This window comes from Streptomyces sp. NBC_01803, from assembly GCF_035917415.1.
In the GTDB taxonomy this organism is placed as follows: Bacteria; Actinomycetota; Actinomycetes; order Streptomycetales; family Streptomycetaceae; genus Streptomyces.
On the sequence record NZ_CP109073.1, the window covers coordinates 3,478,619 to 3,499,600 of the forward strand.

At 70.9% G+C, this 20,982-nt stretch carries 12 protein-coding genes and 1 pseudogene; 9 read left to right on the forward strand and 4 right to left on the reverse strand.

The window, feature by feature from the left end; translation table 11 throughout:
• Position 1 precedes the first annotated feature (1 nt).
• The 4 genes and pseudogenes from OIE51_RS15705 to OIE51_RS15720 all read left to right on the forward strand — a co-directional run bounded on the left by OIE51_RS15705 (position 2) and on the right by OIE51_RS15720 (position 4,043).
• Positions 2-439 carry a hypothetical protein gene (locus tag OIE51_RS15705; protein WP_326598306.1) on the forward strand — a complete coding sequence of 146 codons (438 nt, stop codon included), beginning with the start codon at positions 2-4 and terminating at the stop codon, positions 437-439.
• A gap of 913 nt (positions 440-1,352) precedes the next feature.
• Positions 1,353-1,478, forward strand: a complete 126-nt coding sequence (locus OIE51_RS15710) for a hypothetical protein (protein ID WP_326598308.1) — start codon at positions 1,353-1,355, stop codon at positions 1,476-1,478.
• Between the two features lie 394 nt (positions 1,479-1,872).
• Positions 1,873-3,062: pseudogene (locus OIE51_RS15715) on the forward strand (IS110 family transposase).
• A 57-nt stretch (positions 3,063-3,119) separates the two neighbouring features.
• On the forward strand, positions 3,120-4,043 hold the full coding sequence (locus OIE51_RS15720) for an APH(6)-I family aminoglycoside O-phosphotransferase (protein WP_326598310.1): 924 nt from the start codon (positions 3,120-3,122) through the stop codon (positions 4,041-4,043).
• A 92-nt stretch (positions 4,044-4,135) separates the two neighbouring features.
• Here the strand turns inward: OIE51_RS15720 and OIE51_RS15725 are convergent, their stop codons facing one another.
• From OIE51_RS15725 to OIE51_RS15740, 4 genes are all read right to left on the reverse strand, one after another.
• Positions 4,136-4,375: a hypothetical protein gene (locus tag OIE51_RS15725; protein WP_326598311.1), complete on the reverse strand. Its 240-nt coding sequence runs from the start codon at positions 4,373-4,375 to the stop codon at positions 4,136-4,138.
• A 933-nt stretch (positions 4,376-5,308) separates the two neighbouring features.
• Positions 5,309-5,533: a hypothetical protein gene (locus OIE51_RS15730; protein ID WP_326598312.1), complete on the reverse strand. Its 225-nt coding sequence runs from the start codon at positions 5,531-5,533 to the stop codon at positions 5,309-5,311.
• 23 nt (positions 5,534-5,556) lie between these two features.
• Entirely contained in the window at positions 5,557-10,245 is a 4,689-nt protein-coding gene (locus OIE51_RS15735) for a putative T7SS-secreted protein (protein WP_326598313.1), read from the reverse strand.
• Between the two features lie 492 nt (positions 10,246-10,737).
• Complete coding sequence (locus OIE51_RS15740) at positions 10,738-10,920, reverse strand: hypothetical protein (protein ID WP_326598314.1); 183 nt, start codon at positions 10,918-10,920, stop codon at positions 10,738-10,740.
• A gap of 379 nt (positions 10,921-11,299) precedes the next feature.
• Here OIE51_RS15740 and OIE51_RS15745 point away from each other — a divergent pair, with 379 nt between their 5' ends.
• The 5 genes from OIE51_RS15745 (at position 11,300) to OIE51_RS15765 (ending at position 20,974) form a co-directional block, all read left to right on the forward strand.
• Complete coding sequence (locus OIE51_RS15745) at positions 11,300-12,823, forward strand: TIGR02677 family protein (RefSeq protein WP_326598315.1); 1,524 nt, start codon at positions 11,300-11,302, stop codon at positions 12,821-12,823.
• Positions 12,820-14,244, forward strand: coding sequence for a TIGR02678 family protein (locus OIE51_RS15750; protein WP_326598316.1), 1,425 nt, complete (start codon positions 12,820-12,822; stop codon positions 14,242-14,244). Before OIE51_RS15745 ends, OIE51_RS15750 begins: the two co-directional genes overlap by 4 nt.
• The gene (locus OIE51_RS15755; RefSeq protein WP_326598317.1) at positions 14,241-18,575 is read left to right on the forward strand and encodes an SbcC/MukB-like Walker B domain-containing protein; all 4,335 of its coding nucleotides are present in this window, start codon (positions 14,241-14,243) and stop codon (positions 18,573-18,575) included. Before OIE51_RS15750 ends, OIE51_RS15755 begins: the two co-directional genes overlap by 4 nt.
• Positions 18,565-19,827: a TIGR02679 family protein gene (locus OIE51_RS15760; RefSeq protein ID WP_326598318.1), complete on the forward strand. Its 1,263-nt coding sequence runs from the start codon at positions 18,565-18,567 to the stop codon at positions 19,825-19,827. Before OIE51_RS15755 ends, OIE51_RS15760 begins: the two co-directional genes overlap by 11 nt.
• A gap of 424 nt (positions 19,828-20,251) precedes the next feature.
• Positions 20,252-20,974 carry a Crp/Fnr family transcriptional regulator gene (locus OIE51_RS15765; protein ID WP_326598319.1) on the forward strand — a complete coding sequence of 241 codons (723 nt, stop codon included), beginning with the start codon at positions 20,252-20,254 and terminating at the stop codon, positions 20,972-20,974.
• The last annotated feature ends 8 nt before the right edge of the window (positions 20,975-20,982 follow it).

A 20,982-nucleotide genomic window follows, 5' to 3' on the forward strand; every position in this document is an offset into this window, starting at 1 on the left:
GATGTCCGGCGAGACGTATGACGACCTCGACGACGGAACCGACACTTTGTCGGGCTACCGCTCCGTTCTTGACGGGCCAGTCCCCGAACTGCGCGGTTACCCCACCTGGGAGGAGGAACTCGACGGCCTTACCACCACCTTGCGCGAATGGCGCGACGGGCTTGCCGCCGACGAAAATGGCGCGGCGCGCGACATCCGCGGTTTGATCGCCGTCGCGGTCCCTGACCGGGACAAGGTGAGCCAAGTGATCTACCATCTCGCCACGAAGGCAGGCCTCGGCTACGCGCAGCTGACCTCGGACGGCCCTCGCGGTGACGGCGAGATCCACGTGGGTACTATGCCCCGTTTCAAGGGGCTGGAGTACCAGCGCTTTGTCATCGTGGGTGCCAGCGACAGGCTCGTGCCGCGCATGGACTCGATCGACCGGTATCGCACGTAGGATCCCACCCGCTACCGCCGGGAGTTGCGCAAGGCCCGCTCAATGCTGTTCGTTGCTGCCACTCGCGCCCGTGACGCCCTCACCATCACCTGGCACGGCGATCCCAGCCCGTTCCTGCTGGAGTCAGAGGCTGAGCGGGACTGAACGGATCTGTTCCTGGGGGACTGAGTGGGGGAGTGCCACGACTCCTGATGGACCCCCACCGCTACGGCTCGAACCCGAAGACGGCAGCCCGTTCCTCCGGAGTGCTGCCTCTGCGGCAATCGGCCGCAGTACCACTACGGGCATCGAACGGCTTCGAATCCGACGGCTGCGGCTCGTCGTAGGAATAGGCTCCGTACGAGACCAGCCGCTTCGGCGGCCCGGACCGGAAAGGCTCTCGGCCGCAGCGGGCGAGTGACTCCAAATGCGTGAACGATGCAGGCAGAGCGGACCGCCGACCTGTCGAGTATCGACAAAGGTAGCCGGGCTCCGCTCGTGCTTGGACAGGACCAGAAGAGCGGGAGGGGAGCGCGAGGGGAGCCCGGACGCCTTTGGACGACATAGACAGAGCATCATGCATCAGCACGCTGCACGTGCTCTGATCAGGCAAAACAAGACTTGGTAGCAGGCGGCAACACCGTGCGTCATGAGCCCTAGTGTGCTCGTAATGCGTAGGTCAGGGGTTCGACTCCCCCAGGCGGCTCAGCCGAGGCCCAGGACAGCAACCCGCTGACCTGGGCCTTTTGCTTTCTCTGGCGTCTGATGGGCCTCGCTGGGCTGGTCCCGGGAGGTGGCCGGAAGCCCAGTGGAGCGCGAGGGGAGCGCATCAGCGCAGCACGGGTGCGGAAGGGTGCGCGCACGCCGGCGCTGAGCCGAGACACGTCCCGGTCTCTCGTTGTAGCCATGTGACAAGGCGGCCTACGCTGGGCGCATGGAGGCCGAGCCCTTCGCCATGCGCAGCGCGACGGCCGTCGCGGTCAGCCGCATCGCGGCCCGCACGGGCCTGGACCTGGACGAGGCGCTGCTGGTCGTCTCGGCGGATCGGTGGCCGAGCTGATCGCGGCAGCCGCTGATCCATCCCTGGAGGGTGCCGAGTCGGTCCACGCTGTCCGTCCGGTTCGGCTCGACGACCGGAAAGTCCTCGCGGGAGTCCGGCAGTTGGGCTGTCTGGCGATGGCTGGCGCCCAGGCGGGCAAGTACGCCTTCCTTAACGGAGACGGGCGTTCGGCCGCGCGACTGATGGATCTGGCCACCGAAGTCGGTGCAGCGATCAGGGGGGTGGTGTCACCGGGCCCGGGAGATGCCGTCGGAGATGCTGATGAGAGGTCCGGTCACCACCCGGTCCGGCGCAATGCCGGACAGCTCGCGGGCGGCAGGTCTGCATAACGTGGATGCGCGCGTATGACACCACTGCCGAGGCCGGCACCGTTCAACTTCCTTGGAAGGCTGCCATGTTCGATACCAGCAGGGTAGGCGTCTTCCTCGGCAAGAGCGCCCATCACGGGCACGGACTGACCCCGGCCGGCAAGAAGGTCTTCGACAAGGCCATGCCCAACAGCGAGCCGAGACTGCTGGCGGTGTTCGACAGGCTGATCGCGAAGTTCGGCACCGTGCTGGTGATCGTGGACCAGCCCGCCTCCATCGGCGCCCTCCCCCTGACCGTGGCCCGGGACGCGGGCTGCCAGGTCGCCTACCTGCCCGGCCTGGCCATGCGCCGCATCGCCGACCTCTACCCGGGCGAGGCCAAGACCGACGCCAAGGACGCAGCCGTGCTCGCAGACGCGGCCCGCACCATGCCGTACACCCTGCGCTCTCTGGAGCTGACCGACGAGATCACCGCCGGGCTGACCGTGCTCGTAGGCTTCGACCAGGACCTGGCGGCCGAGGCCACCCGCACCTCGGGCCGGATACGCGGCCTGCTCACCCAGTTCCACCCCGGCCTGGAACGCGTGCTCGGGCCGCGTCTGGATCACCCGGCCGTGACCTGGCTGCTGGAACGCTACGGTTCCCCGTCCGCACTGCGAAAAGCCGGTCACCGCAGGCTCGTTGAGGTGATCCGGCCCAGGGCCCCGCGCATGGCCGTCCGGCTGATCGACGAGGTCCTCAACGCACTCGACGAGCAGACCGTCGTCGTGCCCGGCACCGGCACGCTCGACATCGTGATCCCGTCCCTGGCCCGCTCGCTCGCCGCCGTTCACGAACAGCGCCGGGCCCTGGAGGCCTAGATCGAGACCCTGCTGGAGGCCCACCCTCTTTCTAAGGTCCTGACCTCAATGCCGGGAATCGCGGTCAGGACCGCCGCTGTCCTGCTGACCACCGTCGGCGAACGCAACCAGCTTCCCCACCGCCGCCCACCTCGCCTCCTACGCCGGCCTAGCCCCGACCACGAAGTCCTCAGGGACCTCGATCCACGGCGAACACGCACCCCGAGGCGGCAACCGGCAGCCCGCGCGATGTTCCTCTCCGCGTTCGCCGCCCTGCACGATCCCGCCTCCCGCACCTACTACGACCGCTGCCGGGCGCGCGGAAAGACCCACACCCAAGCCCTCCTCCGCCTCGCCCGCCAGCGCATCAGCGTCCTGTTCGCATGCTCCGCGGCACCTTCTACGAGACCCGCACCCCCGAAGCAGCCGCCGCATGACCCTTGGCCTTGCCCGTGGTCGCGGTGGGAAGCCCGCGCCCCCGAAGGACAACCCCCATGAGTTCGCCGCAGGGTATCGACGTCCCTGACGCCCTGATCGCGTCGTACACGAGGAACGGTGGTGAAGAAAAACGGACCTGGATCGCCCGGCTGCCCGCGCTGGTGGCGGAGCTGCTCGACCGATGGGAACTGGAGCGCGACGGCGGTATCGGTTCCGGCGAGGCATCACTGGTGGTGCCGGTGCGCCGCACGGACGACACCCGCGCCGCGCTCAAACTCCAGATGCCCCGCGAGGAGACGACCGCCGCGCTGATCGGGCTGCGGGCGTGGAACGGCGACGGCATCGTGCGGCTGCTCGATCACGACCCGCAGAGCAGCGCCATGCTGCTGGAACGCCTGGACGGTTCACGCACCCTGGCTTCCGTCGAGGACGACGACGTGGCCATGAGTGCCTTGGCCGGACTTATGGCCCGGCTGCACTCCGTTCCGGCGCCCCAGGGCCTGCGCGGCCTCGGTGACGTCGCGCGCGACATGCTGGCGTCCGTGCCGGCGGCCGTCGCCGCCCTGCCGGACCCCGAGGACCGACAGCGGCTGCACGGCTGGGCCTCGGCAGTCACCGAGCTGGTCGGCGAGCCCGGCGACCGGATGCTGCACTGGGACCTGCACTACGACAACGTGCTCGCCGCCGAGCGCGAGCCGTGGCTGGCCATCGACCCCGAACCCCTCATCGGCGACCCGGGCTTCGACCTGTGGCCGGCGCTGGACACCGGCTGGGAGAAGCACCACGCCACCGGGGACGCTCCCCGGGTGGTGCGGCGCCGCTTCGACCTGCTGACCGAGGCGCTCGGGCTGGACCGCCAGCGCGCGGCCGGCTGGACCCTGGCCCGGCTGCTGCAGAACACACTGTGGGACATCGAGGACGGACGGACCACCATCCACCCCTCCCAGACCGCCGTGGCCGAGGCGCTGCCCCCTCACTGAACACTTCACCACCGAGCGCGACATACCCCCAAACCGGTCCAAACCCAACATGGGCGCCTTGACGGAAGGCATAGAGGCACCCCCCGGACGCCTCAGCCCTCAACGAGGCCATCCGCCAAGACCTCGCACCTGATCACGAGTCGGAAGCGATCGGCATCCCAGGGGGCGGCATAGCAGTAGGCGCTTGCGCCGTCGACGGAGTTGTTCACTTTCCTGTCGATCGTGCAGAACGAGTCATCATCGCCCGGCTGTGCGGACGCCGGCGAGTTGATGCCGATCAGCGCGAGGGTCGTCAGGGTGGTCGCCAGAAGGCATCCCAGACGTGTAGCCATAGTCCGAATCCACATGTTGTTCGCTCCATTTCGAGAACAAGCTCTGCCGAGTGGCCACCAAGTGTCAGAAAGTGGCAACCCTTCGTGATTGCCCTGTCTTGGATATAAGTCGAGGATGCAGCGAATCGTTCGAATGGGTGAATCAGTCGTATTGGCGTGCCGGTGATCGCGCAGCCATGCGGTGAAGGTGTCGGAGGTGTGGTCGGGTCGGTCGTCCACCGGGAGCTGGGAGGCCATGTCCAACAGATGGCGCCGGAACGGCGAACCCGACGGAAGGCGAACTCGTCCACACCCAGGACCTTGACCCGCGGGACTGAAGGAAGGGGGAGCCGGCGGATCTGCCGCAGCAGCGTGTGGACACTCCCGGTGCTGCATACAGACCGGACGTCCCATCCGGGCCCCTGCCAGGACAGGCCCATCGGCCACCTCAGGTGCCTTACTGCAACGACACTCCGTGATGTCCTCTGCGTCTGTAGTGACTGTGAGGGAGGGGCCTGTCGTCAGAGGCGAGAAATACTGGAATTCGCAGACGTGCGAATGGTCCGGTCCCCCGCCGGAAGCTCGGTGAGGCACCGGGATTCCGGGCGGATCTCCGCGACCATGCACACCACACGCTCACGAATGTCGGCAGGACAGGGCGACGGACGTGCATGATTCGATCCTTCCAGGGCACCGAGCCTCCACCAGACCCGCAAGGGCGCACTCCTCCGGCATGGTGAGGCCCTGCAGAGACCCGTTCCTGGAGGCGAGTGATCCAGAAGGGAAAAGCGTACTGAGTGATTTGGCCTCGCCGCCCCAACATCAACCGACCTGCGCCGACTTACGGCCTGTCCTGCTGACACCTCACCCGCCGACGCCCGGCCCCGGCCGCGCGTCGGCGGGTTGGGGCGGCCGAGGTGGTCCGCATTGCTCGGTAGCGGGTGTCCGCCGTCGTTACCTTCCTCGCGGTTCGGTCAACAGATCGCGTGCGGACGCCAGCGCTTCTGACATCTCTTCTTCATCGGTGTACGGCAAGCCAGCACCTGGACGATAGAGAGAAACCACCTCGGCCAGAACCTCGAAGACTGGCGTATCCAGGAAATCTGCAACCAGGACATCCTCGATCTCCTGGACGAATTGAGCGGAACGATCGCGGCCCGTCAGGAAAACATCGATCAAGTCGAGAAGTGTTTGTCGGCCACTCATGGGAGATGCACCGTCTTGGGGATCATGACCGTGACAACGTGGTTCGGATCGCTTCCGCTTATCACGACGAATGGTTTTCCAGGCAACTCAGGAGCCCTCACTTGGATGGTTTCCCGCACGGGATCGTACTTGACCTTAGTACCGTTATCCAAAATGTAATCCACTACATCGAGCGTGGTGGGCGGCCGCCCCGGCCCGCTGCCTGCGACGCGCTCAGCCGCATGGGCGCTCAGGGTCCTTCCCTCAGGCGTGATCAGCTCGGGAACGTGCAGATTGTTGAGCTGGCGGTGCGCGAAAGTCCTGCTGTGCGGGACTAGTTCGCTGCCCGAACGTCGCACATCGCCTGGCGTGCATTCCGGTGCGAGCCCCAATGGGTCGGTCCAGGTGTGGGGGTTGTGGACGTAGGTGGTGGGGTTGGGGGCGGGGGTGAGGCCGAGGGGGTCGGGGGTGGTGTAGCGGGCTGTTTGGGGGTCGTAGTGGCGGTGGTGGTTGTAGTGGAGGCCGGTTTCGGGGTCGTAGTACTGGCCGGGGAAGCGGAGGGGGGTGTAGGCGGTGGCGTTGGTGTTCCAGGTGGTGGTGCCCCAGAGGGTGGTTTGGGTGTGCCAGGCGGTGGTGCCGTTCTGGTCGATGAGGTGGGTGGGGGTGCCGATGAGGTCGGTGATGATGGCGAAGAAGCGGCGGTCGATTTCGGTCTGGGGTGTGTCGGCGGCGGTGATGCGTTCGGTCTGGGCGATGGGGTGCGGGCCGTCGTGGTCCCAGGTGAGGGTGACCGGGTGGGGGAGGGCCGGGGTGGTGGTGGTCTGTTCGATCAGGGTGGTGGCGTCCCAGGTGAAGTCGACCTGTTCCACCACTGTTTCGCAGTCGGCGGCGAGGCGTTGTTTGGCGGTGCGGCGGCTGAGGGGGTCGTAGTGGTAGCGCCAGTGGGTGCCGTCCGGGGTGGTGACGGCGGTCAGGCGGTCCTCGGCGTCCCACTCGTACCGCCAGGTGTCCGGTTTCTTCGACAGCCGGGTTTTCTGGCGCAGGACGACCCGGCCGGCCGCGTCGTATGCGTAGCGCATCCGGCCGGCGCGTAGCAGGCGGGTGCCGGTGTAGGTGCGGGGGCCGGTGGCGGCGGTGCCGGGGTGGCCGGTGGGCCAGGTGGCGTGGGTCTGGTTGCCGGCCGTGTCGTAGGCGTAGGTCTCGCTCCAGCCCTGGGCGTGGACGCCGGTGACCCGGCCCATCGGGTCGAGGTCGAAGGTGCGGTCGTCGATGCCGGTGAGGTGGCCGTCGGCGCGGTAGGTGTAGGTGTGGTGGTGCAGCGGCCCGCCGGGGGTGGTGAGGGTTTGGGTGGTGAGGCGGCCCGCCGGGTCAAAGGTGCGGGTCAGTTGGAGGGTGTCGCTGATGTGGCGGGCGGTTTCGCGGCCGGCGGCGTCGCGGTCGAAGGCGAGGGTGTGGCCGGAGGCGTTCAGGGCGGTGGAGCGGCCGGCCTGGTCGTAGGTGAATGTGGAGACGGCGCCGGCGGGTGTGGTGCGGCGGGTGCGGCGGCCGGCCGCGTTGTAAGTGTGGGTGAGGACATGGCCGTTGACCATCTCGGTTTTGACGCGGCCGAGGCGGTCGCGCTGGTAGACGATCTCCGCGTCCGGTCCGGCGGCGGAGGTCAGCCGTCCGGCGGGGTCGTACGTGTAAGTGGTGATCTGCCCGGCGGCGTCCTTGCGGGTGATCCGGCCGGCCGGGTCGCGTTCGAAGGCGATGGTCTGGCCCAGGGGGTTGGTGCGGGAGTGCGGGCGGCCGGTGGGGTCGTAGGTGTAGGTGAGGGTGCGGCCGTCGAAGTCTGTCTCGGCGGTCAGGTGTCCGGCCGGGTCGTAGGTGTACTCCCAGGTCAGGCCCTGGGGGTTGGTGACGCGGGTGAGGCGCAGCTGGGTGTCGTGGGTGAATGCGTAGCGGGCACCGTCGGGGTCGGTGCGGGCGGTGAGCACGTCGAAGGGGCCGTACTCGTAGCGGGTGACCTGACCGAGGGCGTCGGTGTGGCGGACGCAGTTGCCCTCGCCGTCGTAAGCCCAGGTCTCTTCGGCGCCGCATGCGTCGACGCGGCGGGCGAGATGACCCTCGACCGTCCATTCCAGGCGGGTGGTGGCGCCCTGGGGGTTCCCCCGGACGGAGTCCGGGGGAGGATCGGTGAGCGTCACCGGGCGGCCGAACGGGTCGCGTTGGTATGTCGTGACGGCGCCGGTCGGGTCGGTGATCTCCAGCGGCAGTCCGGCCGCGTCGCACCGTACGCGCGTGGTGTGGCCGAGCGGGTCGGTGACCGAGGTGAGATGGCCTGAGGCGTCGTAGGTGTAGTGGGTGGTGTGGCCGGCCGGGTCGGTCACCGCGGTCCGGTTGCCCCGCGCGTCGAACTCCTGCTCCCACACCGCCCCGTCCGGGTCGGTGATCTGGGCTGGCAGGCCGAGGTCGTTGTAGACAGCGGTGGTCTCGGTCCCGTCCGGGAGAACGATTGCCACCGGCCGGCCTGCCTGGTCGTGCCGGAAGTGGGTGGTGTGTCCGAGGGGGTTGGTGCGGGCGGTGACGCGGCCCTCGCCGTCGTAACCGGTGCGGACCGTGTGCCCGTTGGGGTCGGTGACCGCCACCACCCGGCACGCCGAATCGATTACGTAGCGGCTGGTGTGGCCTGCCGGGGTGGTGGTGACGGTGGTGACGCGGTGGCCGGTGGCCGGGTCGGGGTCGCCGTAGCGGATGCGCACCGCGTGGTGGCCCTCGGTGCCGCCCTCGGCCACGCACCGGTCGAGTGCGTCGTAGACATAGTCGTAGCGGCGGTCGTTGCTGTCGATCCACGCCGTCACCCGGCGGTCGTCGTCGTACTCGAACGTCAGGGTGGCGCCGGAGGACTTGGTGACGGCGGTGAGGTTCCCGTCGGTGTAGCGGTAGCGGACCAGTGGCGCTTCCACACCGAGGAGGTGCAGTGCGGTGATCCGGCCGGCCTCGGTGGTCAGGGTCACGTGGTAGCCGCCGGAGTGGACGATGGCAGTCGGTGCGCCGTGCTCGTCGTGCTCGAACGTGATCCGGTGCCCGTTGCGGTCCGTGATCTCCGCCAGCCATGCCTCGCCGTCCCCGCCCGGCTCCGCGCCCGCCGGGCCGTCGAAGTGCCAACTGCGGCCCGACTCCGGGTCGGTGAGCAGGTAGTCGCCGCCGGGGGTGCGCTCCAGCGGCCACTGGGGCCCGGACGTGGGCAGCGTCGGCACACCGGGTGCCGGGTGGGGGTAGGCCAGTACCAGGCCGTCCTCGGAGAGGAACACCACGCCCTCAGCGTCCACTTCCAGCCGCGCATCGACCGTGCTCGTCCAGGACGGGCCGAACCAGCGCCCCGCCCGGTAGCCGGACTCCACATGCCGGCGGAACAGCAGCGGCAGCGCCCCGGGCAGCGCGACATCCGTCTGCGGCAGGAACATCCGGCCGGTGGCCAGGTTCACCGGGTCCGTCGGCCCGCGCGTCACCTGCTCTTCCGGCGTGGTGTGCGTGTCAGGGCCGTCCTGGCGGACCTGGGAGCGGCCGGACCCGGGCGGGTCCGGGGCGTGACGGGCGGCGTTGGCCCCGGTCCGCGCGGCGCCCAGGCCGCGGGTGCCGAGCAGTTCGGGCACCAGCCGGCCGGTTCCCTCGGCTGGATCCTGGGAGAAGGTGTCCCACATGGCCCCGGCCGTGCCGATGGGGTCGTTGGACATCCGCACCAGGCCGGCGGCGGTGCTGTTGAGGCTGGTGAGGTACTCGGCGGGGTGTGTGAGGTTGTACGGGTCCAGTGGGTTCACACCGCGCGCGAAGTTCACCAACCCGGCGGTGCCCCGCACCAGCCCGGCCGTGAAGTGCGAAGAGGCCAGCTGTACGCCGGTGTACGCGTCGCCCGCCTGCTCGCTGTAGGACGGCTTCGGCGGGGCCATGTCCCGCGCCGCCTCCACCGCCGCCTTCGCCTCGTCATGCGCCGCGTTCCGCTGCCGCCGCGCCTCGGCCAGGATGTCGGCGGCCTCCTCCACCATCGCCACACCCGGATCACGGAACTCGGTGGGGCACGGCGGCAGTACGACCGAGCCGCGCTCCTCCGCGGGGGTGGCGTTGTAGACCTCGACCGCCGCGTTGTATTCCTCCACCCGCGCGTTGTGTGCCGAACGCGCCTCCTCCGAGGTCCGCTTCGCCTCCCGGTACCTGTCGATGGCCTGCCGCGCCTGGCCCTGCGCCCACTCCACCGTGTCCGCGAAGCCGTTCAGCGCACGCGCCGCCCGCTCCGATGCCTCCGCCGCGCGGAACCACTTCTCCGGCTCGACCGACACCCGCTCCCGGAACGCGTCCGCCGTCTGCCCGCGCAACGCCTCCGCGTCCACGCCCGTCAGCCCATGGCCGACATCCGTGAACGCGCCCGCGAAGTCCGTCAGATGGGCGGCGGTGGAACGCAGCTTCCCCGCGCTGCCGTGGATCAACTTCGTCGGGTCCTCGGACTGGTCCAGCCGTAACTCATCGACATCCGCGCCGAGTCGGTTGGCCACCGAATCACTCGTGTCCCGGACGAAATCCGCCGCACCCTCCAGACCGACATCCTCCAGCCGGTCCGCCGTCCAGTCGCCGACCGCGTCGACACCCTCACCGACCAGCTCGACGCCCTCCTCAACGGCGTCCTCGACCACATCCGGAGTGACGTCACTGACGATGTCCCCGATACCCATGGCCTGCTCTTCCTCCCCCTGGCGCGCGTAGCTCCCACTCCCGGGCCGGTAGTGCGCCGAGCGTGCGCGCGGACCGCACGGGTGCCGCCTCGTGCGTGAAAGCGCGCACTCGGCGGCTCCCATGGGGCCCTGCCGACGCAATCCGCCGTCCGCCGGAACTCCTCGACCATCGGGGCCGGATCGACCGTTCCGGCCCGTACCGCCGCTGTGTGACCCCGACTCCGTATCCCCGGTATGGTCCACCGCCCCGTTCGCCCGTGGCAACGCGTCGCGTCCCGGTGCGGGCGGATCCGGCCACGGCCTTGGCGCGGCCGAGGAGAGCCGGGGGATGTTCAGGCCGGTCGGCGACGACGGGCGGGCATCCGGGCTGGGTGGGGCGCCCGGTTTTCGGCTCGGGGGACGACGGCTGCCGCGCGCGCCATTCGCGCCCGGCGCAGGGTGAGTTGGTCGTCGTATCAAGCAAGAAGGGGCATCCTGCGCGGCCGAGTTCCATCAGACGGTGAGTGCTCCGGTGCGGGTGGTGAACTCGCGGATGTCTGGGAGGTGCTGCGGGGAGTGCGGCGGGGCGGTGGTCAGTATGTGCGGGGAGGGATGGCGTACCTCTTCGGGTGCGGTGCGCTCCAGGGCGCGGAGTGCGGCGAGGGCGCGGTGAGGGTCGCCGCGCTTGTTCCCCATGCGGGCGGTGTCGGTGAGGTAACGGGCGCGGCGCTCGACGGTCGGCAGGCGGTCGGGGATGACGCGGGCGGCCCAGCCTGAGGGGCCTCGCTGCTCTCGGACAGAGATATGACCGATTAATTTGTGCGGCGCGTCGCATTCCTTCGAACTCGGCGGGTGGACCTCCCGAGGGGGCCGGTTGCTGATCCGGGAGGGGGGAGGGTTCGTCCGAGGGCGCTGGTCGGCGCGATGTACGGGGGGTGAGAAGGGCGCAGGCTAGCACAGGTGGCGTGGGCTGGTGAGTGGCTTACCCGCACTGGTCCAGGTGCGGCAGACTGGTGCGGGTCCGACTGTGGTCGGCCGAACGTGTGCCAGCCGAAGCAAGGGAAGCGCCAGATCCGTGAGTGACGAGCCCGACGCCCCGCAGGCGGTCGTCGAGGGCGCGTTCGGCATCGACGCGTTCTCCCTCGACGACCGCCTGCGGCTGTTCCACTTCGCTGCCGCTGAGAAGCGCCACGAGTACCTGTGGCTGCTGCGCGCCTTCGACCGCGGGCGCGCCAACTACCAGGTGCTGCTGCACGCTTCGGACGCGGTGGGACTGCTTGAGCGGCTCACCGCCGACCATCCTGCCGCGGGCGCCGTGGGCGACGTTCAGCCGCTGCTCGACGCGCTCGCGGACTGGCGGATTCTGGACCGGTCGTACGACGGGACGCGCGCCGCGAACCTCGCCGAATATCGCAACCGCCACTACGTGTACCAGTTCACCCAGGCCGGATACCGGGCGTACCGGGCCGTGGAGGACGTACTCGGCGCGCGCCTTGAGGATGCCCAGCTCTCCCGCCTCGTCTTCCCCGACATCCTCGGCGACCTGCGCGCGCTGGCCGAGGCCAACACCGCGGGCGATGCCGAGGAGGTGTACCGCAAGCTCGGCCGTCTCGACTCCGTGCTGAACGAGATGGCGCAGCGCGCCGCCCGCTTCTACCTCATGCTGGGAGACCTGGCGCGCACCAACGACACCCGGCCCGAGGTGTTCCTCGCCCACAAGGACACGCTGCTGGCGCACATGCGGGAGTTCACCGCCGAACTCGGCCGCTACGCTCCACTGCTCGCCGAGGCCGTCGAGAAGGCCGCGGCAAGCGGTGTGGAACGCATGATCGAGTACGCGGCCGAGGCCGACGAGCGGCTCTTCCGCAGTCCCGCCGACCGGCTGGCAGACTGGCGCCACCGGTGGGACGGCATTGTCCACTGGTTCGCGGAGCGCGAGCACGGCGAGGCTGAGCGGCTGCAGGACGCCACCGTCACCGCGATCCGCTCCGTCCTCGCTCTGCTGCGCCGCGTCACCGAGGCGCGCCGTGGCGGGGTGAGCCGGGAGAGCCAACTGCGCCATCTCGCCCAGTGGTTCACCTCCTGTGAGAGTGACGAGGACGCCCACGCCCTTTTCCAGGCAGTCTTCGGGCTGGGCGCGCCCCGCCATATCGCCGTCCCGTACGCCGATCCCGAACAGATCCCGGCACGTACGTCCTGGTGGGACGCAGAACCGGTCGAGCTGGCCCGCACCCTGGTCCAGTCCGGCCGGACCCCCGCCCTGCACGGCCCCGGCCGCATTGAGCGCAACGACGCCCAGCGGGCCCGGCTCCGTGCCGAGCAGCTGAAGGAGCAGGCCGAGCGCCGGAGCGCCGCGAACGCGCTCGTATCGGACGGCGTCTACGGCCGGAGGCTCGACGAGCCCGAAACGCGGGCATTGCTCGCCCTGTTGGACGTGGCGCTCGCCGCCCGTGTGCCCGCCAGCCGCTCCGTCACCGCCGCCTCCGGATCCGCCCACGGGGTACGTCTCACCCTCACCCCCGCCGAGGGCTCCACCACCGTCGACACCGTGCGCGGTCGCCTCCACCTCGACGGACTGCGCCTGGAGGTCACCGCGTGAGCCGCGTTGCCGAGAGCGTCTCCCCGCTCGAACTCGCCGACTACCAGAAGGCGGTGCGGCTCGTGCTGCGGCATCCCCTGGTCACGCCCGGGTATCCGGACAAGGCGGCGCTGGCGACCGTGCGCCGCTGGGCCGAGCAACTGCGCACCGATCTGCTGGAGGTGCTCGGCTACCGGCTCGTCACCACCGCCGACACCGCCCGGCTGCAGCGCGCGCAGGACGGCCTGGACGCCACCCGCCCGGCCCTCACCCGCGTGGGCCGCCCCTTCGACCGCCGCCGCTATGCCTACCTTGTCCTCATCCTCGCCGCCCTGGGCCGCCACGGCGCGCAGGTGGCGCTGGGCGAGTTGGCCGACGCGGTCGCCGCCGACGCCGTACGCATCGACGGACTGGGGCTCGACACCGCACGCAAGGCCGACCGGGACGCCTTCGTCGACGCCGTCACCTGGCTCACCGAACGCGGCGCGCTCACCCTCGCCGACGGCTCCGCCACCGCCTGGGCCGGCGATCCCGAGCGCGCCGAGGCCCTGTACGACATCGACCGCGAGATCCTCACCGCCGTCCACCACCCGACCCGAGTCCTGCAGCACCTGACCTCCGTCACCGCGCTCCTCGACTCCTCCGGCGCGCTGGGCTTGTCCGCCGGCCGCACCGCCCAGCGCCGCGACCAGGCTCGTCGCGCCCGCCGCCTGGTGCTGGAGAACCCGGTCGCGTACTACGCCGACGCGGACCCCGGACTCCTCGGCCAGCTGCGTGCCCCCGCCCTCGCCGAGGACCTTGAGCGCCTGACCGGGCTCGGGGTGGAGCGGCGAGCCGAGGGCGTCGCGCTCGTCGACACGTCCGGCAGGCTGTCCGACATCCGCTTCCCCGGCGGCGGCACGGTCGCGCAGGCGGCGCTGCTGTTGGCCGCTCGCATCAGCGCCGCCGCGCAGCGCACAGGGCGGCATGTCCTCGAACTGCTGCCCGCACCTACCGCCGCCGAATACCTCGCGGCCCGCGCCCGGCGGATCGACGCCGCTCTTCCGGTGCGCTCGGTGATCGCTGAATTCGCCGAATTCGCCGAGCGGGACGAGGAGTCGGAGTCCGGGACGTATGACGAGGCGGGGGAAGAGCGGGAGGAGATCCGGTATCCCTTCGTCACCGACTCCTGGCTGCGTGGCAGGCTCAAGGAGATCACCGGCGAGTACGGTGCGGGCTTCTCCGCCGATCTGCGCGGCGACCCCGACCGGCTGCTCGACCAGGCTCTGGACCTGCTGGCCGCCATGTCACTGATCGCCCGTGTCGACGGAGGAGCCCTCGCACTCCCGCTGCTCGCCCGCTACCGCGGGGTCACCGCTCGGGTGAAGACTCGTGCGGCAGTCCAACTGCCGGTCCAGACCGCCCTGTTCGCCGACGACACCGCCAAGGACCTGACGCCGTGAGCACCCCCGCTCCCACCCCGGCCGCCCGCTATGTCCCCACCCGCGCCGGGATCATCAACCTCTGGGATTACCGGGACGAGGAATTCTCCTTCGCCAACGGCTGGCTGGTGCTGCGCGGACCCAACGGATCGGGCAAGACCAAGGCCCTCGAAGTCCTCTTCCCGTTCGTCCTCGACGGCCGCATCGACCCCAAGCGGCTCAACCCGTTCGCCGCCGAAGACCGCACGATGAAGTCCAACCTGCTCTTCCGCGGCCAGGACAGCGCCCTCGGCTACGTCTGGATCGAGTTCACCCACCGGGACACCGGCGAGGCCGTCACCTGTGGCATCGGACTGCACGCCCAGCGGCACCGCGACACACCGGCTCGTTGGCACTTCGTCGCCGAAGGCCGCGTCGGCGAGGACTTCTCCCTCCTGACGAACGACGACCGGCCGATGACGAAGAAGCAGCTCGCCGCCGAGCTCGGACGCGAGCTGATCGCCCCCACGGCCGACTACCGCGCCGCCGTCGACCAACGCCTGTTCGGCCTCGGCAGGGAGCGGTACGAGCAGTTGCTCACCCTGATCCTCACGTTGCGCCGCCCGCAGCTCGCCAAGAACCTCGACCCGGCCAAGCTCTCCGACACCCTGACCGCGGGCCTGCGCCCGCTCGACGACGACCTGATCGCCGAGGCGGCCCGCTCCTTCGACGACATGGAGTCCGTGCAGCGCACCCTGGAGGGGCTGGCCGCCGCCGACGACGCCACCCGTGCCTTCCTCGCGAGCTACTCCACCTATCTGCGTGTCCACGCCCGCACAGCCGCGGACAAGCTCACTGCCCGCCGCGGTGAAACCGCTGAGCGCGCGACCGCACTGCGTACCGCCACCGCGAACCTGGAGACGGCCCGCGAACAGCAGGCAGCCGCCGAGACGCGCGCCGAGAAAGCCGACGCCGCGCTGGCCGCCCAGCGCGCCGGCCTCGACCAGCTGCGCTCGTCCGCCGCCTACCAGGCCGTCGAGCAACTGGCCGACCTGGAACGCCTGGTGCGCACCTGCGAGCACATCGCCCGGCAGGCGACTGCCGAACGTGAACGCCGCACCGCCGCCACCGGCCGCGCCCGCGCCGAGGCCGAACGCGCCACTCAACTCGCCGCCGAACTCGACGCCGCGGTCTCCCGCGACGCCGCCACCGTCGCCGACCACGCCCATACCGCCGGCATCCCCTGGACCCCGGCCGACGCCGAGCCCGCCCGCCTTGCCGAGCGCTCCGCCGCGTTCGCCGCCGCCCGCCACGAGGGCGTCCGGGCGGTGCGCGCCGCCCAGCAGGCGGCACGCGGTGCCGAGCAGACTCGCGACCTCGCCCGGGTCTCCCTCGACCGCGCCCAGGAAGCCGTCGCCGCGGCCGAAACCGCCGAAACGGCTGCCGAGTCGGCCCTCGAATCCGCCCGCGAACAGGCCCGTTGGGCGCTCGGCCAGTGGACACGGGCACACGGCGCGCTCCTCCCCCGAGCGAAGCGAGATGGGGGTCCCCCCGGCCGGAGGCTGGGGGAGAAGCGAGATGGGGGTCCCCCCGGCCGGAGGCTGGGGGAGAAGCGAGATGGGGGTCCCCCCGGCCGGAGGCTGGGGGAGAAGCGAGATGGGGGTCCCCCCGACCGAAGGCTGGAGGAGGGTGCCGACCGACTCGCCGAAGCACTGGGCCTTACCGGCGAGGCCGAGGCGGTCACCCTCGGCGACGTCTTCGCCGAACTCACCGCCCCCGCCGTGCAGGATCTGCGCGACACGCTCGCCTCCTCGCGCGCTCAGCGCGCCGACGTCGAGCGCCGCCGTGCCGAGACCGAAGCCGAACGCGACCGGATCGCCGCCGAACACGACGACGCCCCGCCCCCGGCCCGTGGCCGCACCGCCGAGCGGCGGGAGCTGGGGGTCTCCCCGGCCGAAGTTCCCCAGCTACCTCCCCCAGCCACCTCTGGGGGTGCCCCCAGAGGTGCCCCCAGGGGGAGGGCATCCGGCGGCGGCATGCCGCTGTGGCAACTCGTCGATTTCGCCAGTGGGCTGACCGATCATCAACAAGCTAGCGTCGAAGCAGCCTTGGAGGCATCGGGCCTCCTCGACGCCCTCCTCACCGCCGAGGACACCCCCGTGACCGCCGGGTATAGCGACGGCTACCTCCGCGCCGGTGCCCCGGTCAGCGGACCGAGCCTGGCCGACCTCTTGCGGCCCGAGGACGGCACCGCGATCCCGGCCGTGCGTATCACCGCCGTGCTGCGCTCCGTCACCATCACTGGCGACCTCGACACCGGGACCCCGCAGATCAGCCCCGACGGCCGATACGCCGCCGGCGTCCTGGTCGGCGCCCACACCAAAGAACACGCCGAGTACGTAGGCGCCACCGCCCGCCATCGCCGCCGCGCCGCCCGGATCGCCGCCTGCGAGCAGCTGCTGACCGAACTCGCCGCCCAAATCGATGAGTTGGCGCGCGCCGAGGCCCGTGCGGACGCCGCCCTTGAGGCGTACGCCGCCGCCCGCGCCGCCCTGCCCCGCACCACCGGCATCACGCAGGCGCTGCGTGAAGTCGACAAGGCCGCGGCGAGGCTGCGCGCCACCCGCGACGCCGCCGACGCCGCCCAGACGTCCTACGACGAGACCGTGGCCGCCTGCTCGGTCGCTGAGCGCGCCCTGCGTCGCACCGCGGCCGAGCACGCCATCGAGATCGAGCGCGTCGACGCTGTCGAGACCGCTACCCGCGCCTTCGAGACCGCGGTACGCGAACTCACCGCCCGCCGCCGCGAACACGCCCACCAGCTTCAGGCCACGCAGGCGGCGGCCGACCGGCTCACCGTCGCGGCCGAAGACGAGGAAGCGGCCTTGAGCGCCGAGCGCGCCGCGCGCCGTCGGCACACCGAGGAGGCCGCGGGGTTCGAAGCCCTCCAGGAGGCCGTCGGGGCCGAGACGCAGGAGGTGATGCGCCAGGTGCGGGAGGCCGAAGACGGGATCGACGCTCTGGTCCGGGAGGTTGAGGCGGCTCGCGTGGCCCAGCACACCGCGATCGCGGACACCGCGGCCGCCGAGGCCCGCCGCACGGCCGCCGCCGAGGCCCGGTCGGTTGCCGCCGCGGAGGAGAAGGACACCGCCCGTGGCCTTCGCCCGTACGCCGCCCGCGAGCTCCTCGACATTCTGCGCTGCCCGCCGGGCCTCGCCTGGCCCGCGCAGGAGGCCGACTGGGCCGGCGGCGAACTGCCGCCCGCCGCGGTCGCCGTGCACGAGGCGATCCTCGCCGCCACCCGTGACCTGACCCCCACCGAGACCAGTGTCAAGCAGTCGGTCACCCGTCTCACCAAGGCCCTGGACGACCTGCAGGCGCGGCTCGCCGCCGCCGGACAGGACTACCGGCCCGAATGGGACGGCTCCGACGGGGTCATCCTCGTACGCGTCGCCGACGAGGAAGGCCCGCTGCCCGTCGCCACCTTCGCCGGGAAGATCGCGGTGCACCACCGCGACCAGGCCGAACTGCTCTCCGATTCCGAGCAGCGCATCCTGGAGGACGCCCTACTCACCCGGCTCGCCCAGCAGATCCACGACCGCACCGTCGACGCCCGCGACCTGATCAGGCGGATGAACACCGACATGCGCAAGCGCACGATGTCATCGGGGACGACGGTCGGCGTGAGCTGGCTACTCGCCGAACATCTCGACGACGAGCAGCGCGCTGTCTGCGCCCTCCTTGACGCCGACGCCGCCCGCCTCGGCCCCGACGGCCTCGCTCGGGTGCGCACCCACTTCGCCGCGCAGATCAAGACCGCCCGCGCCCACCACCGCGACCAGCCCTACCGCGAACTCCTCGCCGAGGTCCTTGACTACCGGCGCTGGCGGCAGTTCGCGTTCCAGCTGGTACGCCCCGGCGAGCCCGGCAAGATCGAGGAGAAGCTCACCCGCGCCCGGCACAGCCGCCTGTCGGGCGGTGAGCAGTCCGTGTCGCTGCACCTGCCGCTGTTCGCCGCCGCCCACGCCATGCTCAACTCCGCCGACCCGCACGCCCCGCGGCTGCTCGCCCTCGACGAGGCATTCGCGGGCGTGGACGACACCGGGCGCGGCGAACTCATGTCGCTGGCAGCCCAGTTCGACCTCGACCTGTTCATGACCGGATACGACCTGTGGGCCGCCCACCCCTCCGTCCCCGCCGCCGCCCACTACGACCTCGCCCACACGGCCGTCGACCACACGGTCTCCGCGCTGCTGCTCGTCTGGGACGGCCACCGGCTCCTCGCCGACGACACCGGCGACCTCACCGCCGCCCTCGGCTCGCCCGGCACCCGTCGCGTCCCGACGCCTGAGGAGGCCGCGGTTGTCAGCTGAGCGGCGTGAGTACGACGAGTTGCGAGGCGAGGCTTGGACCCGGCTGCTCGCCGCCGCCCGCCGCAAGCTGGAGCGCACCGGCGGCGTGCTCGACGGCGACATCGGACTCACGGGGCCCAGCGAGGCCGAACGCCGTACCGTCATCGGCATCACCGGCCGCTACCGGCCCGAGACCGCCAAACGCCTCGCCATACCCCTGCGCGACCTGGACGGGTATCTGCACGACCGCTACGGCACCGGTCTCCTCCAGACCCTCGGCCGGCTCCACGGCCCGCTGCGCGACCGGCCGGCCGAACGGGCTGACGAGGAAGAGGGCCGCGAACAGGCCCTGCAATCCGCCCACTCCAGCCGACTCGCCGGGCAAGGGTGGTTCGCGGCCTGGCTGGACCGGATCGCCGCCGACGGCACCCTCACCCGTCTCGTACGCCGCGGGGACGCACCCCTCCTCGACGCCGCGGTGCGCGTCCTGGAAAGGCTCCCCGGTGACCCGGACCGGATCCCCGGGCACCCGGCCGGCCTCCTGCCGCTCCCGGTCCTCGCCGAGTGGGCGATCGGCGACACCAAGGCCCTCGTTCCCGGCACCCCGCTCGAACAGCTCGTCCTGCGCGCCCTCGCCCAGCGCACCGGTGGCGATGTCCCGCGCGAGAGGGCCGGGCGGCGCGCCCTGTGGGAGAGCGCCGGAGCCATCGCCGATGACCTCGCCAGCCAGGTACTCGTCCTCAACATCGGGGCCGAGGGCGACACGGTCGTCTGCGACTGGCTGCGCGACGCCGCCGACTTCGGCATCCCCTTCCGGCTCACCCTCCACCAACTCGCCACCGACCCCGTCGTCCCCGCCGCCCGCGCCATCTTCGTCTGCGAGAACCCGGCTGTACTGCGGGCCGCGGCCGGCGAACTCCAGGACACCGGCGCGGCCCTCGTCTGCACCGAGGGCGTCCCGTCCGCCGCCTGCCACAAACTGCTCGGCGACGCCGTACGCGCGGGAGCCCGGCTGCACTGGCGCGCCGACTTCGACTGGGCCGGCCTGCGTATCACCGCGGGCGCCGTGGCCCGCCACGGTGCCCGCCCGTGGCGGATGACCGCCGCCGACTACACGGCGGCCCTCAGCAAGGGCGAGTCCACACCGCTCGCGGGACCGCCCGCGGCCAGCCCCTGGGACCCCGAACTGGCCCGTGCCATGAACGAGTCGGGCAGCACGGTCATGGAGGAACGCCTCCTGCCCGCACTCCTGTCCGACCTCGCCCGCACCTGACCCGGCGGTCCTGCGCGGATACGGACAGCGTGTCCTGACGCGGCGTCGGCGATATCGGTGACCGTGCTCCCAGGTGCTCGGCGCGAGCGCACGCGGAACACGAGCGGGTGCGGTTGTGGGCGGCCAGGCCGTGGGCGTGGGCCCCGGCGCCGGCAGCCACCGGACCGTCGTTCTCCCTGTGGCAATGCGCGCCGGAATCCGGTGTCTTTTGCCGCTCATGCCGCTGAAGTCCCTTCGGATATCGCTGCATACGGGCGAGCACTCCGAGTAAGCTCACGAACACCTCTCCGCTCGGTGCGGCTCGCAGTTACGTCGACTCGCCACAGGCGCATCCGCTTCTCACTTCGGCGATTGCCGAAAGCGGTCTACGCGCTGCGGCTCCGCTACGGTGTGGCGGCACGTGTCTACCTCAGGGGCTTTTTCCATGGCCGAGATCGCGTCACCTGGCGGCATCAGTTTTCCGTCCTTCGATGACCGTGTCCCGTTCCTCGTCCGCTTAGAGGACGCGGAGCGCAAGGCGTTACTCACTCTGGGCAGGAAGGTCAACTACAAGGCTCGCACCGAAGTTATTCACCAGTTCGACCCTTCGACCCACGTGCTGCTCGTCCTCAAGGGGCGGCTGATGGTGACGGCCGTCGCCGCCAAGGGCTATGTGGTCCTGCTGGCGCTGCGTCGGCCCGGTGACCTCGTCGGGGAGTCCGCCGCTCTGTCCGGAGGCCCGCGCTCGGCGACCGTGACCACGCTGGAGAACGCGGAGTGCGTGTTGGTCGGCAGGGAGACCTTTCTGGAGTTTCTGGCGCAGTATCCCAACGCACACCACCAGTTGAGCGGTTTGCTCGTCGACCGGGTGCGCGCGGGGGATCGCCGGGCGCTGCAGTTCGCCTCTCTGTCCGTGAAGGAACGGCTCGCGGTCCTGCTTCTCGACCTCGCTCGCTCGCACAGCCGGCGAACGGATTCCGGTCTCCTGCTGACCGTGCCCCTGAGCCAGCAGGAGCTGGCCGGGTCGGTCGGGGCGTCCCGCGAGGCGATCGCGCGACTCCTCACTGAGCTGCGCAAGAACGGCGTCGTCGTCACCGCCCGGCGGAAGATCCTGGTGCTGCGCCCGGAGGTGTTGCGCCGGATCGCGGCGGGCGGGGAGCAGATCTGAGAGCCCCG